This is a genomic window from Muriicola jejuensis, assembly GCF_010671595.1.
In the GTDB taxonomy this organism is placed as follows: Bacteria; Bacteroidota; Bacteroidia; order Flavobacteriales; family Flavobacteriaceae; genus Muriicola; species Muriicola jejuensis.
The window spans coordinates 81,300-94,142 of record NZ_JAABOP010000004.1; the positions used below are offsets into that span (position 1 = coordinate 81,300).

General features: G+C 47.1%; 15 protein-coding genes. 14 read left to right on the forward strand and 1 reads right to left on the reverse strand.

Annotation, left to right across the window (positions count from 1 at the left end; genetic code table 11):
* Window positions 1-142 precede the first annotated feature (142 nt).
* The 9 genes from GWK09_RS12265 to GWK09_RS15135 all read left to right on the forward strand — a co-directional run bounded on the left by GWK09_RS12265 (window position 143) and on the right by GWK09_RS15135 (window position 7,522).
* Window positions 143-1,036 carry a DUF4382 domain-containing protein gene (locus GWK09_RS12265; protein ID WP_163693754.1) on the forward strand — a complete coding sequence of 298 codons (894 nt, stop codon included), beginning with the start codon at window positions 143-145 and terminating at the stop codon, window positions 1,034-1,036.
* 234 nt (window positions 1,037-1,270) lie between these two features.
* Complete coding sequence (locus tag GWK09_RS12270; protein ID WP_163693755.1) at window positions 1,271-1,837, forward strand: hypothetical protein; 567 nt, start codon at window positions 1,271-1,273, stop codon at window positions 1,835-1,837.
* A 158-nt stretch (window positions 1,838-1,995) separates the two neighbouring features.
* Entirely contained in the window at window positions 1,996-2,751 is a 756-nt protein-coding gene (locus GWK09_RS12275; protein ID WP_163693756.1) for an SDR family NAD(P)-dependent oxidoreductase, read from the forward strand.
* Window positions 2,752-3,033: 282 nt separating this feature from the next.
* Window positions 3,034-3,489, forward strand: coding sequence for a cold-shock protein (locus tag GWK09_RS12280; protein ID WP_163693757.1), 456 nt, complete (start codon window positions 3,034-3,036; stop codon window positions 3,487-3,489).
* 271 nt (window positions 3,490-3,760) lie between these two features.
* A complete protein-coding gene (locus tag GWK09_RS12285; RefSeq protein WP_163693758.1) occupies window positions 3,761-4,243 on the forward strand; it encodes a hypothetical protein in 483 nt (160 codons plus the stop codon).
* Between the two features lie 35 nt (window positions 4,244-4,278).
* Window positions 4,279-4,746 (forward strand): hypothetical protein, encoded by a 468-nt coding sequence (locus tag GWK09_RS12290; protein ID WP_163693759.1) that lies wholly within the window; start codon window positions 4,279-4,281, stop codon window positions 4,744-4,746.
* 41 nt (window positions 4,747-4,787) lie between these two features.
* Complete coding sequence (locus GWK09_RS12295) at window positions 4,788-6,638, forward strand: adenylate/guanylate cyclase domain-containing protein (protein ID WP_163693760.1); 1,851 nt, start codon at window positions 4,788-4,790, stop codon at window positions 6,636-6,638.
* A 75-nt stretch (window positions 6,639-6,713) separates the two neighbouring features.
* Entirely contained in the window at window positions 6,714-7,385 is a 672-nt protein-coding gene (locus GWK09_RS15045; protein ID WP_239530928.1) for a hypothetical protein, read from the forward strand.
* Window positions 7,280-7,522 carry a helix-turn-helix domain-containing protein gene (locus tag GWK09_RS15135; protein ID WP_394367581.1) on the forward strand — a complete coding sequence of 81 codons (243 nt, stop codon included), beginning with the start codon at window positions 7,280-7,282 and terminating at the stop codon, window positions 7,520-7,522. The genes GWK09_RS15045 and GWK09_RS15135 overlap by 106 nt, the downstream gene beginning before the upstream one ends.
* Here the strand turns inward: GWK09_RS15135 and GWK09_RS12310 are convergent.
* Window positions 7,514-9,706, reverse strand: coding sequence for an amino acid permease (locus tag GWK09_RS12310; RefSeq protein WP_163693763.1), 2,193 nt, complete (start codon window positions 9,704-9,706; stop codon window positions 7,514-7,516). The genes GWK09_RS15135 and GWK09_RS12310 overlap by 9 nt on opposite strands.
* Before the next feature lie 197 nt (window positions 9,707-9,903).
* Here GWK09_RS12310 and GWK09_RS12315 point away from each other — a divergent pair, with 197 nt between their 5' ends.
* From GWK09_RS12315 to GWK09_RS12335, 5 genes are read left to right on the forward strand one after another with little or no spacing between them, the layout of a single operon-like run.
* The gene (locus GWK09_RS12315; protein WP_163693764.1) at window positions 9,904-10,605 is read left to right on the forward strand and encodes a hypothetical protein; all 702 of its coding nucleotides are present in this window, start codon (window positions 9,904-9,906) and stop codon (window positions 10,603-10,605) included.
* Window positions 10,606-10,656: 51 nt separating this feature from the next.
* Complete coding sequence (locus GWK09_RS12320; RefSeq protein ID WP_163693765.1) at window positions 10,657-11,484, forward strand: GIN domain-containing protein; 828 nt, start codon at window positions 10,657-10,659, stop codon at window positions 11,482-11,484.
* A gap of 20 nt (window positions 11,485-11,504) precedes the next feature.
* A complete protein-coding gene (locus GWK09_RS12325) occupies window positions 11,505-11,699 on the forward strand; it encodes a lipopolysaccharide assembly protein LapA domain-containing protein (RefSeq protein WP_163693766.1) in 195 nt (64 codons plus the stop codon).
* 52 nt (window positions 11,700-11,751) lie between these two features.
* The gene (locus GWK09_RS12330) at window positions 11,752-12,267 is read left to right on the forward strand and encodes a DUF4251 domain-containing protein (RefSeq protein ID WP_163693767.1); all 516 of its coding nucleotides are present in this window, start codon (window positions 11,752-11,754) and stop codon (window positions 12,265-12,267) included.
* Window positions 12,268-12,296: 29 nt separating this feature from the next.
* Complete coding sequence (locus GWK09_RS12335) at window positions 12,297-12,809, forward strand: hypothetical protein (protein ID WP_163693768.1); 513 nt, start codon at window positions 12,297-12,299, stop codon at window positions 12,807-12,809.
* Window positions 12,810-12,843: the final 34 nt, after the last annotated feature.

Below are 12,843 nucleotides of genomic sequence, written 5' to 3' on the forward strand. Positions count from 1 at the left end.
GAATTTTAAAAATGTAGTAAAATGGACCTCAGGGTCCATTTTTTTATGTGTTCATAGTTCTGCAATTCATCGAAAAAAGGGGATTTCATTCTGGTATCAGCAACAGATAAAATAGTTTAGAGGTCCCTAAAACAGAAATTCTATGAAAACAAAAAGTATCTATAATTTATTATTGGCGTTACTAGTGGTCCTGGGCTGCTCCAAATCGGAGCCTGCTCCCGCAGGTATGGGTTCCCTTACCATCCAGTTGACAGATGCCCCTTTTCCCCATGACATGGTCGCAGAGGCAAATGTCACCATCTTTAAGGTCGAAGCCCGCTACAAGGGTGAAGACGAGAACGATGAGGACCATGACGGAAACACTGACAAGGCCGGGACGGATGACGATTCAGGCTCATTTATCGTCCTGATGGAAGAGGAGATCACTGTGAACCTGCTCGATCTTACCAACGGGGTTACCGAAACCCTTGTGGACATCGATATTCCTGCAGGAGTGTACGACCTGTTTCGCGTTTATGTGAGAGATGCTAATATCGTCCTGAATGACGAGGATAACACTACTTTCCAGTTGAATTTCCCCAGCGGTGAGTCGTCTGGAGTAAAGATCTTTATCAAACCCCCTCTGGTGGTAACCACGGGGCTGTCCGCAGACCTGTTGTTCGATTTTGATGTGTGCAGTTCATTTGTGCCCAGAGGCAAGATCTTTTCGGATAACTTTAATGGATTTAATTTCAAGCCCGTGATCAAGGTCAGCAACCTTACCACGGCCGGCACCTTACAAGGTGGGGTATCGACCTTGGAAGGGGAGGACCTCCTTCCCCTAGATGGCGCACAGATAACGGTGATGCGAGAAGGAGAAGTGGTCACTACCACTTTTAGCGGGGAAAACGGAGGATATGTAGTAATGGGTCTGGATCCCGGTATGTATCAGGTCATGGTAGAACTCACAGGATTCGAATCCCAAACCGTTGAAAGCGTGCAAATCAGTGCAGGGAATTATACTTCGGTAGATTTTGAACTGATTCCCTCAGAATAATTACAAAAACTGATTTTAGTCATAAATGCGGGCCTTTTCGGCCCGCATTTTCTTTTGTGGCTGATCCTCCATATGATCGAAATCATTGTATTTCCCAGATAATAAAACGAACTTAAAGACCTCAGATTGTTCATGTTACACAGCTCAGTCTTTAAACGATATCTTAGGCCGGATCGCGCGTTCTCGTTCCCATGCCTAATTGCAGAAAGTACCCTATCTCTTAAATTATTTGTCATGAAATTGAACATTTTTATCACCCTGATCCTCGCAGGATTATTATCCTCTTGCGATACCCAATCGACCACAGACGAAACCGTCGATCAGCAGGCGTTGTTGAACAGCCGTGAGATCGTAAGCTCTCTGTTCAAATACACCAAGGAATCTAACCCCAATTCGGTATATAAGAATTCCAACGCCATGAGCGTGGAGAAAAATTTTAAAGTAAGGACCACAGGGACCATTCGAATGGAAGCCTGCGATTTTGGGGAAGGCTTTGGAAGGTCTACTATTGAGGGCGTGGGAAATGCCACTCATCTTGGCAGGTTCACCATTACTCTTTCCTATTGCTTTAACGAACAAGGCCCTGTAGAATACATCTACGCTACCCAGACGGCCGCCAATGGTGACCAGGTCTATTCCGTGGTAGTCGGAAACAACCCGGAGGTACAATCGATCGATTTTATGATCTACGACGGAACAGGCCGGTTTGAAAATGCTACGGGCTTTATTACCCTCTTTTTTGAATTTGATTACGAAAATGGCACATTTTCCAATCATGGAGAGGGAACACTTACCTATTGAGCCGGAGGTAAGGACGATCTGAGGGATCTTTTTGATCTCGAAATGGGGTCTTGGCCCCATTTCTTTTAATGCCCCCATTCCCGAGCCCATAGCTGGTACAAGTGTGGCAAATAATGAGTACTTTTCCCGGGAGAATGGAACCATTCAAATTGCCGGACATGAAATTACAAGGTCAAAACATACTGGTCACAGGGGCTTCCCGGGGCATAGGGTTCGCCATAGCCGATCATTTGCTGCAGCATGGTGCGAGAGTCGGCGTACATTATAACTCTGGAAAAGCAGGGGCCGAAACCCTCTCTACCCGATATGGAAATGATAAGGTTTGTGTCCATAAGGCAGACCTGGCGAATAGGGAGGAGGTAACCGGTCTCTTCAATGAAGTATTGCATTCCCTCGGGTCCCTTCAAACACTGGTCCTCAATGCCGGAGTATTTATCCCCCATCCCACGGAAATGGAAGTGGGGGAGTGGTATCGCATTTGGAAACAGACCCTGGCCATTAACCTCGATGCCGCAGGCTTGCTGACGAAGGTGGCCTTGGATTATTTTAAGAAAAAACAGGAAGGCAGGATCATCTATATCGGCAGCAGGGCGGCCTTCCGGGGAGAAACGGAGGAATACCTGGCGTATGCAGCATCCAAAGGCGGCCTGACCTCTTTGGCCAGAAGTGTGGCCCGATCTTTTGGGAAATACAATATCAAGGCATTCGTCATTGCCCCTGGCTTCACCCGAACGGCCATGGCAGAACAGTTCATTGGAGAGTACGGTGAAGCCCGGGTTTTGGAAGAACTCTCCCTCAATGAACTTACCGAAGCCACAGACATCGCTCCACTTGTAAGCTTTATGGCCAGCGGCGCAATGGACCATGCTACAGGTACCACTATTGATATCAATGCCGGTAGCTATATCCATTAGGATTGTTCCAAAAGGGCTATTGAGTCAGCCCGATAACTCATAGGAGGCGTTCGGACAGTTTTTATCCCTTTTCGTCCTTGAAACCATCCGCAGAAAAACTGTAATTACTTTCTTTGCCAATGTAAAACCGATATAAGGACATCGTATTTTCCGCGAATAACCAACCAAACCAACCCGAAAAGAGTGCATAATAGCACTCTTTTTTGTTGTTGAGCCTGAAACAGCCCAAGATCTTTGTGAATTGCAAAGATACTCCCTACCTTCAGCGCTTAAAATCGGCATATGGGAAGATCTCAACAGACATACAGCAAAAGTGAAAGGGAAAAAAAACGCATCAAAAAGCAGGAAGAAAAGCGGAAGAAAAAAGAAGCGCGTAAGCTAGAGTCGAACAACAACCCCCAGGGAATCCCATTTGCCTACGTTGATCACCTGGGTAACCTCGTGGATACCCCGCCGGACCCCTCCAAAAAAATTCAGGTGGAAGCCGAAGACATCGTCCTGGGAATCCCGAAGAAGGAGGAAGGAGACCGGGAACCCTTCGATCCGGTCAGAAAAGGCAAAGTATCCTTCTTCGATAACTCTAAGGGTTTTGGTTTTATCATAGACACGGAGAACAACGAAAAATACTTCACCCACGTAAGTGGTCTCATTGACGAAATAGCTGAGAATGACAGTGTTTCCTTCGAACTTGAGAAGGGAATGAAGGGGATGAATGCCGTCCGTGTGAAACAGGCCTGAAGCCTTTTCAGAAGCGGAACCCATCCGGTCTTCCAGTGATCTCCGCGATCATTGACTATTCAACTTTATCGACATTAAACCTTTGGAACCTGCTTTAACCAAGCAGACAGGTTTCATTTGATTTCATTAAACCCCTCCAATCACTCTTTCCACGAACCTATCCATAGCGGTATTGGATAGATTAAGTGGATATAATTCAGTATCTTAGAAAAGACCAAGGAAGGGGTACGTCTGTTCGACTCCTGTTTTAACCAACTAAAAAACCAAGATTATGAAACGAATTCTTTTCTTTCGAACGCTGACTTCGGCCATTTTATTTATGGCCATTACGCTGTCTTACGGACAGGTAACACAAACCGTGACGATCACGCTGACTGTTGATACAGCCAATCTGGGTAATGACAACGATGCCCCCGGGGGATGTACCTTGAGTGCCAATCCTTCATCCGTAGTAATTGTAGACGATGGGAACCCCAAAAACTTTACGATTCAAGTGCCTGTGGGCGCGGATGTCATCTGGGAAGGGATCACCCAGGACGGGGAAGATGTCAAGATCAAAAAGATCGGATATCGGAGTGGAATGAACATTTTCGATACCATGAACATCCCGGGAAGAATTAACAATGGAAGGGAAAAAGTAGAGGCCAAAGTACGGAGAAAAACACCCCGGGACATGGATTACACCTACGCGATCGACTTTAAAGTGAAGGGATTCGGCCGTTATATCCTGGATCCTAAGATCAGGGTAGAATAGGCCTTTTATAACTCGAATACATCGTAATTGAGAGTATGCGCACGGTTATTCCCATGGAAGTTCCCGAAGGTTTTATGAAAGCAAAATTTTGGTTCGCAGCGGCAATAGCTTTACTGGCAGGAGAGGTCGCCCTGGCCCAGGATCTGCATACCGTTGTCCTTGAATTGGACCCCCGAGATCAGAACCCTTCCTCTTCCCTTACCCTTAGCTTAAATGGCGCCAAGTCCCCGCCCGCTCACTTCGTATTAAAGGCAAGAGTGGGTGACCAGATCAGGTGGAAGGCCATAACTTCCAGTGAGGATGAGGGGGATGTCCGGATCACCCGTATTCAATACCTGAGTGGTCCCAGAATTTTCAGCAAAGACCTTATCACGGGCAATAGCGCCCTCCAGGCTACCGTGATCAGGGGTGGGAATGCCCCATACGTGTATAAGATCCACTTCGCTCTCGATGACCAGTCGAAGGAGGAAGTGATCACTTCCAGGATTCAGATCTTGCAGTAAGACCCGGGAAGGGTCCTGTGGTAAATGGGAAGAAAATGAGAATGAAGAGTATAAGAGACATAGCAAAAACGTACCGGATATTGCTGTTTCTCTGCTTATGTCTGAACCTGGGATTCAGTCAGAACAAGGCTGTTTCAGACAGCCTGCTGGAAATATATGAAGCCGGGGAATTCTCCCAGGAATCCGAGATCATTTTATTACGGGATATCACCTACAGCCTGTCCGACCCTGATGAAATCATTCACTATGGGGAGCTTCTCCTGGAACAGGCAAAAGAGGCCGATTCCCTGAATTTAATCTTCCAGGGCTACCTCCAGTTGGGAAATGCATACAAGCTTAAAGGGGACCTCGGACTGGCGCTCGAAAACTATTTTGAAGCTGTGGTCATTGCCAAGGAAGTCAAAGACCAGAAACAACTGGGCAGAGTCTTCATAGCTATCGCAGGGGCGTACTCCAGCATGGGAAGTACCGATAACACGATTCGGTATTACCAGGATGCCATTCAGATCCTCAAGTCAGAACAGGACATAACAAACTACGCTAAAGCAATAGAAAACCTTGGAGATGAATACCTGCTCATGTCCAAACCCGATTCGGCCTTGCTACTTTTTAAGGAATCGGGCGAATTGTTTTCAAAGATCAACTACCGAGAAGGCCTCGCCTATAACACGGGGAATACGGGTCTTGCATACGCCCTGTTGGGCCAGAATGAACTGGCTGAGGAGAAAATGACAGCTGCCATCGCCATCATGGAAGAGCTCGGCATCTATTATCCCATTGCGGTCTACCTGACCTATATCTCCGATATCTATGCGGATAAAGGCGACTGGGACAACGCCTTCGAGTATGCCCTGCAGAGCCTGACCCTGGCGAAGCGATATGGATTGAAAGCGGAAATCAGCGATGCCTACCTGAAACTGTCCGAATTCTACGAACGGACAGGGTATACGGGAGCCGCCCTTAAGTATTATCGCAACTATGTTTCCTTCAGAGACAGCGTGCAGAATATCAAGGCCGTACAGCAAATGGCAGACATACAATTGGCGCAAAAACAAGTTGAACTAGACCTTGCCAACCAGCGCAGGAAAACCCAGAACATCATCGCGATCTCAACGGGAATAGCCTCCTTCCTGTTTATATTGCTAGCCGTAGGCCTCTACCGCAGGAATGTGTATATAAAAAGGACCAATGCCATTATCGAACAGGAAAAAGAGAAGTCCGAAAAATTACTGTTGAACATTTTACCGGAAAAAACAGCGAACGAGCTCAAAAAGCACGGGGCAGTCAAGGCCGATAAACTGGAATCTGTCACAGTCCTGTTTACGGATTTCCTGTCGTTCACCACCCATTCTGAAAGGACAGACCCCGAGCAGCTTGTGAATTCCCTGGGGACCTATTTTACGGCCTTTGACGATATCATTGAAAAATACGGCCTGGAGAAGATCAAGACCATAGGGGATGCCTATATGTGTGCAGGGGGAGTTCCCGAACCCCTCGAAGACCACGCCTTAAAAATGGTGTGTGCTGCGTTCGAGATCGTTGAATATGTGGAAAAGATGAAAACGAAAGGGGAGGAAGGCACACCCAGATTCGAAATGAGGGTAGGGATCAACACAGGACCGGTTGTGGCAGGGGTAGTGGGACACAATAAGTTTTCCTATGATATCTGGGGCGACACGGTCAATGTGGCTGCCAGATTGGAGCGTATGTCAGAAAAGGGCAGGATCAACATTGGGGAAAACACCTATACCTTGATCAAGGACCACTTTGATTGCGAATACAGAGGAGAAATTCAGGTGAAGAATAAAGGCATGATGAAGATGTTCTTCGTGCTGGGGCCCAGGGTATCCGTAAAAGAAGTGAAAAGGTCGGCCGACATAATTTCTTCATAGGAAACCCAACAAATACTTGGACAGTATCTCCTTCTTTATACTCGTTAATATTTTGTATTTTAGAAAGAAAACACCGTGGTTTCGGATCCCCTTCTATACAACCCTAAGCGATCGGTTGCCCTCGTCCTGGAGACCGGCGATTCCTTAAGACTTTTGGATGCCAATCAGTTCGATCTTTTCAACCAGAAGTTTCAGAATAGCCTTTCGAAGACTATACAACAGGGCAAGGGGGTAGTGCTCTATGTAGATGATGCATCCTGCAGGGCGGTCTTCCCCAGCGCATCCTCTGCCATCTTTGCTGCCCATAAGATCCATGACGATTTCAAATATGTCACGCCGAAGATCACCAAGGACCATCGCAGGCTGCATATGGCATTGGCTCCTGTGCCTTCAGGCTTTGCCATAGGATCTGCCTCAATGTTGTTTTTTGAGGAACTCACCCGGCTTTGTGAATTCATGAGATTCGATTTTATCATTACCAGGGATTTGCGAAAAGCTTACAGGAAGGAAAATAAACATGCTGAAATAGACGAAGATCTGATCTACGTCCTATCAGATAAGGAGAAACTGTTTTTCAGGTCATTGATGGAGTATGTGAAAAAAACTGGGCAAACTTGGTATTCAAGAGGGAGAAAATGGCAATGGCCACCGGGTACAGTCTCACCCAATGCACGAGAAAAGTCAAAAAACTTACCGGAAAGACACCCTATGCATTTCTCAAGGACTATCGCCTCAGAAAAGCCCTAAGGTCCCTTCATGATTCTAAAGACAGGATAGGAAACATCGCAAAAGACCACGGCTTTAAAAACAGCACCCATTTCACGAGGAGTTTCAGGGAGGCTTTTGGGATCCTTCCCTCCAAATACGCCCAACTTTCAGGCTAGTATACTTTCGTGCCCGGAATCTTTCACGAACAGGCAGGAACTGTTTGTTTTGAAGACCATTTCCTTAACGAAGTGGAAACTGAGGTTTTCCTCCATTCCAAAGATATTGAGATCTGCGGATGGCCCATCTTCCACAATCTCCCTGAACTTGCCGATACGCACCTCTGTAAGCGTACTGGGCAGCCTTGCAAGGTTGATCAGGGATTCGAGGAAGTTCCTGGCATTGGCCTCTTCACCCGGGTCGCTGATCACAGTGATCAGCCTGATCCTAGCGTTCCAATTGGTCTTGAGTTTATAGGCGATTAGCAATGACAGGTCCAGATTCCCAATGTCCCACCCAATACTCCAGTTCTTTTGCCGGTCACTGATCCAAACATTGATGATGTTCCTCTCCCCTAATAGGGCAGTGGGATGGGCTACATAGAGAAGTACACCGATCTCCAGCCGGATAGACTCCCGGATGATAGGACGCACCTCCTTCTCATAATCGTCGTGTTCCTGGAGGTTCAGGAAAACGACATTGGGTTTGAAGAATGCCCCTTGCAAAGCCTGACTGGCATAATTGATCCCCTTGGTAAATTCTTCCGTGTGTATGACGGTCCAGGAAGAAAATACTCCCTTGGTCCTGAAAGACTCGGAGAGCTGTTCCAGTTTCAGGGAAAGGGTACTCTTTTCAGAAAATGGCTCTATCCCCAGGAGTTTAATAGAACCTTTGGGTTTGGCGATATTCCTGAGAAACTCAAAGATGCCTTTCACCCCGTTGATGTCTCGTACCGGCACCATCAGATTGGGTTTCCAGGCCCGCTGTTGCATTTTTTTCATTCCCCAGGTGTGTTTCGCTGCCCATTCGGCAAAAGAGACAAAGAGTCCTGAACGCACATCTTCAAAAGGAGTTTCCAGGTTCTGACGCGACAGATACCAGTACACGGCGAATACGATCATCACCGAGAGCAAACTTACGGTTGGGTTGATGATGAACATGGCAAATACAGAAGAGATGAGTCCGACCCAAGGAACCCATCGGGGGATCTTGAAGACGGGCCGATAACTGATCAGACCCAGATTTTGTTCTATGATGACCACTATGTTGATCATGGCATAGGTTATCAGAAAAAAGAGGGTCACCAGAGGGGCTACCGCATTGATGTTGCGCAACAACATGGTCGCAAAGATCAATAGCCCTGTGATGATCATCGCATTTCGTGGCTGTCCATTGGCACTCTGCCCGGAGAGGAATTTGGAATAAGGGAGGACCTTGTGTTCTCCCATGGCAAAAAGGATGCGCGATGAACCCACAATGGAGGCCAGGGCCGAGGAAAAGGTGGCTCCAAGGATACCGGCTATGATAAGAGGACCCGAAGCCGCCTTGTCGACGATGATGTAATAATCGCCCAGCAATTCTGCCTCGTTGGCGCTTCGGGCCAGCCAGTAGGCCAGGCCCATGTAGATCATAAAGCTGACACCGATGGCCCAAAGTGTGCCGACAGGGATGCTTTTCTTGGGTTCTTTCAATTCCCCCGACATATTGGCGCCGGCCATGATCCCAGTAGCCGCCGGGAAAAAGACCGCAAAGACCATCCAGAAATCACTTCCGCTAAACGCATTTTCTGCAGAACCCTTGAATGTCCCGAATCTCAGGGCCTCCTCGTTGCTCACTACCATGGAGCCTCCATAGGCTGCCCAGACAATGGAAATAAAGGAGAGGATAATTACCCCCATAATAATGTATTGTGTCTTGATTGCCAGGTTGGCGCTTACGTAGGCGATCCCGAAGAGCATTCCAAAGACCAGCACATCTACCAGAAAGGGGTTGTGAGCGGGAAAGATCCCCAGCCAGCCTTCCCGGAATCCAAATATATACATGGTCACTGCGAGCCCCTGTGAGACATAACGGGGAATCCCGAGGCTACCACCTACTTCCAATCCCAATGCCTGGGAAACGATGGCATAAGCACCTCCGGCCCCGATCCTGATGTTGGTAGTGATCGCAGACATGGAGAGGGCTGTACACAGGGTGATACCAAAGGAAAACAGTATGATCAGCCAGGTGCCGAGCAAACCGGCGTTGCCGACCACCCATCCGAGCCTTAGATACATGATCACACCCAGAATGGTCAAAAGGGTAGGGGTGAATACCCCTCCAAAAGTCCCGAATTTCTTGAGTTTGACTTCTTGGGTCTCCATAAAATCCCCGCGGGTTTGGTTGTCCTATGAAAGATAGAAATAATCCCTTTCCTGAAAGGAGGAAATGAGAAAATTATCACAAAATAATGGCGGAGCAAACCGTATAATAATTCCTGAATAAAGCGAATTCTGCATACTTTTGATAGGGAATTAATCCGTTTTATGGGGTTCTCACCCCATTCTTTAAACCAACTGAAATGACAAAATTCAAATACCGTGTTGAGATCCTGGCACTGAAAGAAGTACACGAAATTCCCGGAGCCTGGGACGATAAACAATTCAGAGGATTACTGACCCATTTGGAATACGAAGGGGCGGAGGATATTCCCGAGGCGGAACTGAAGGAAATGGCCTCTCTGGCCCTTTCGGATTTTGAGAAGGAGGAGGCCGTTGAGAAAGTGCTGGAATTCAGGATGGGAGAGAAACTCAATAAGGGGCAACGCAAGAACCTCGGCAACGAGATGCAGGAAGACCCTTTGTGGATCGAGTACTCGGACCTGAGCCTGCATGAGGAGTTATTCCATGTGGGGTGTATGCTCTACTGGACCTTTCCCAGAAATTTCCCTTCCCCGGATATCGCAAGACTCACCATCAGACTCACCGCAATGAGCCCTGAGGCAATGGGCAATTTAAAGAAACTCACGGCTTCATTCCTTTGCCGGGTCCTGAATAGCGGGATGGATGAAAGCAATATCATGAACCGCCTCTTCGATGAGAACCTGGAAGCAAACCGATTCCCTGAGGCTGATCACATACTCTGGCAGTTCGGGACAGACGATTTTGATGAAAAATCGAGATCGGTGACAGTAACGGTCTATACCTCCTGGAACTGGGTAGAGGACCTCAAAGGGGTGAATGAGTTTGATGCTACCGCCTGGGCAGATGGTCAACTGGAATAGCATTGCGCGAATTATTGTTGTAACTTTTAAGGGATACTAACTCTTATACTCATGAATAAGGTCATATTACTTGGTTTTATTATCATCCCCCTCTTTATCCTTTCTGCCCAAAAAAAGCCTAAGATCAAAGGAAACAAAGAGGTAATTCAGGTAAAGCAGGACATCGATGGGAATTTCAATTCTCTGGAAGTAGATGACGGACTGGAGATCCACCTGAATCCTGGATCGAGAAATGGCTATATCCTTGAAACAGATTCCAATCTGGTGGATGTGATTGAGTTCTTTGTGCTGGACAGTGTCCTCAGGGTATATACCACTCAGGAAATCACCAGCAGCAAAAAACTGGATATTTATCTGAGCGTATCGTCCGTAGAGCATTTTATTTTAAAGAATGATGCCAAGGTCACAGCCAAGGATGCCATCAAAGCGAATCGCTGTTACCTGGCCGCTTATAATTCGAGTCGCTTCGACCTAAAGATCGAATCCACGGACGTGACCATTACCCTGCACCGAAATGCAGGGGGCAGGTTGGACATAGAAGCGGAGAACACTACGATTGTCATGAATGACAGGACCGATATGAAGGCTGAAGTAAAGACTGAGAACCTGAGGGTTACTGTGAACAACACCGCGGAACTCAAAATTGATGGGCAGGCCGACTATGCAGCCTACAACCTGAAAAAATCCTCCAAACTGGATGGAAGGGACATGAAAGTCGGATCAGTAGATCTGTATACCTCCAATAATGCAGACGTGTATGTTCATGCGACTAAAAATCTGGAGGTCGATGCCCAGGGCAGCAGTAATGTGTATGTGTACGGCAACCCGGAGGTGGATGTAAAAGGGCTAACCGATAAATCCAAAATCATAAAAAGGTAAGGAACTTTAAATGGAACCCTATGAGATTTAAAACTGTGATGGCTATTTTATTCGCCGCGGTGATCATCATTTTCTCCCTGCAGAACTCGGAGGTCACCGATGTTGATTTTTTGTTCTGGAAAATATCCATGTCGAAAGTACTGATCATTCTCGGGAGCTTTGGGATAGGCGTGCTGGTGGGGATTCTCGTTTCTCTAAAGAAAAATATTTCTTAAAATGCTTAATTACAATAAGATATATCTATATTTTATAACTATTACATTAATTATGTCCTGTGCTGTTTCCTCTAAGCGTACATCGGCAGGGGATCCTCTGCTAAAACTGGAAGAGAAACTGACCACGCGGTCTTATCGTATTGAGGCCAACTGGGCCTTTCCCCTGATGACCCAGGGGATCACTCAGGTGGTAAATTCAGGCCTCCTTCTGCCAGGGAGCAATGCCAACAGTATCAACCTTATGGGCAATGCCAACTACTTCAGGGTGGAGGGGGACAGTGTGATGATCGCACTGCCGTATTTTGGTGAAAGGCAGATAGGAGGTGGATATGGAGCCAGGGATGTGGGAATTGCATTCGAAGGAATCCCGCTCTCCTACAAATGGAAAAAGGAAGAGAAAAGAGAACGCATGGTCGTGGAAATTGAGGTAAGGGACCGGATCGAGACACTGGTCTTCAAACTTTTTCTGTTTCCTTCAGGCAAGGCCGACATCAACGTCAACAGCAGCCACAGATCATCCATCAGGTACAGCGGTGAGATGATCCCCGTCGCTGAATCGGAACATTAACCCGCCATACAAGGCTAAAATAACCTATCATGAAGAAATTGATCTTTCTTTTTATTGTGTTTACCAGCCCTTTGTCTGCACAAATACCAGAATGGGTAGGAGAGGAGATGAGCCGCAGCGTTGGGGTCTGGGTGGCAGATAACTCCGCCTATATGAATGAAAATGAGACGGACGACAGCTATGCGGTGGAATGGACCTGGGGAAAGGGAAAGAGAAGTTTGCTTGGGGTTCTTTACGGTATAAAAAAAGGGGAAAGGACCCAGGCCTACTGGCAATTCTTTCAATTTTGGGATGCCGAGAGAAAACAAATGCGTGTCATTCAGGTTTCTCCCTGGGGGGTCAAGGGCGAAGGGTTTCTTCAGCAGGTAGACAGTACGCATACCAGTATGCGGCAAACCTTTGTACTGCCTGATGGAAATAGTTATGAAGCCGGACACCGAACCGAGATCTTTATGGACCGTGAAGTGAGCACTTCCTATACCATACAGGGTGAGGAGTGGATCCCCAACAGGACCTATATCTGGTTCAGACAAAGGCCGTAAGGGTAAATTTCAGGCATCAATCGTACTAATCTAT

Coding starts and splice junctions, on each gene's coding strand:
- GWK09_RS12265 (WP_163693754.1), top strand. CDS start 143: ATGAAAACAAAAAGTATCTATAATTTATTATTGGCGTTACTAGTGGTC.
- GWK09_RS12290 (WP_163693759.1), top strand. CDS start 4,279: ATGCGCACGGTTATTCCCATGGAAGTTCCCGAAGGTTTTATGAAAGCA.
- GWK09_RS12310 (WP_163693763.1), bottom strand. CDS start 9,706: ATGGAGACCCAAGAAGTCAAACTCAAGAAATTCGGGACTTTTGGAGGG.
- GWK09_RS12270 (WP_163693755.1), top strand. CDS start 1,271: ATGAAATTGAACATTTTTATCACCCTGATCCTCGCAGGATTATTATCC.
- GWK09_RS12275 (WP_163693756.1), top strand. CDS start 1,996: ATGAAATTACAAGGTCAAAACATACTGGTCACAGGGGCTTCCCGGGGC.
- GWK09_RS12325 (WP_163693766.1), top strand. CDS start 11,505: ATGAGATTTAAAACTGTGATGGCTATTTTATTCGCCGCGGTGATCATC.
- GWK09_RS12280 (WP_163693757.1), top strand. CDS start 3,034: ATGGGAAGATCTCAACAGACATACAGCAAAAGTGAAAGGGAAAAAAAA.
- GWK09_RS12335 (WP_163693768.1), top strand. CDS start 12,297: ATGAAGAAATTGATCTTTCTTTTTATTGTGTTTACCAGCCCTTTGTCT.
- GWK09_RS12315 (WP_163693764.1), top strand. CDS start 9,904: ATGACAAAATTCAAATACCGTGTTGAGATCCTGGCACTGAAAGAAGTA.
- GWK09_RS12285 (WP_163693758.1), top strand. CDS start 3,761: ATGAAACGAATTCTTTTCTTTCGAACGCTGACTTCGGCCATTTTATTT.
- GWK09_RS12295 (WP_163693760.1), top strand. CDS start 4,788: ATGAAGAGTATAAGAGACATAGCAAAAACGTACCGGATATTGCTGTTT.
- GWK09_RS15135 (WP_394367581.1), top strand. CDS start 7,280: ATGGCCACCGGGTACAGTCTCACCCAATGCACGAGAAAAGTCAAAAAA.
- GWK09_RS12330 (WP_163693767.1), top strand. CDS start 11,752: ATGTCCTGTGCTGTTTCCTCTAAGCGTACATCGGCAGGGGATCCTCTG.
- GWK09_RS12320 (WP_163693765.1), top strand. CDS start 10,657: ATGAATAAGGTCATATTACTTGGTTTTATTATCATCCCCCTCTTTATC.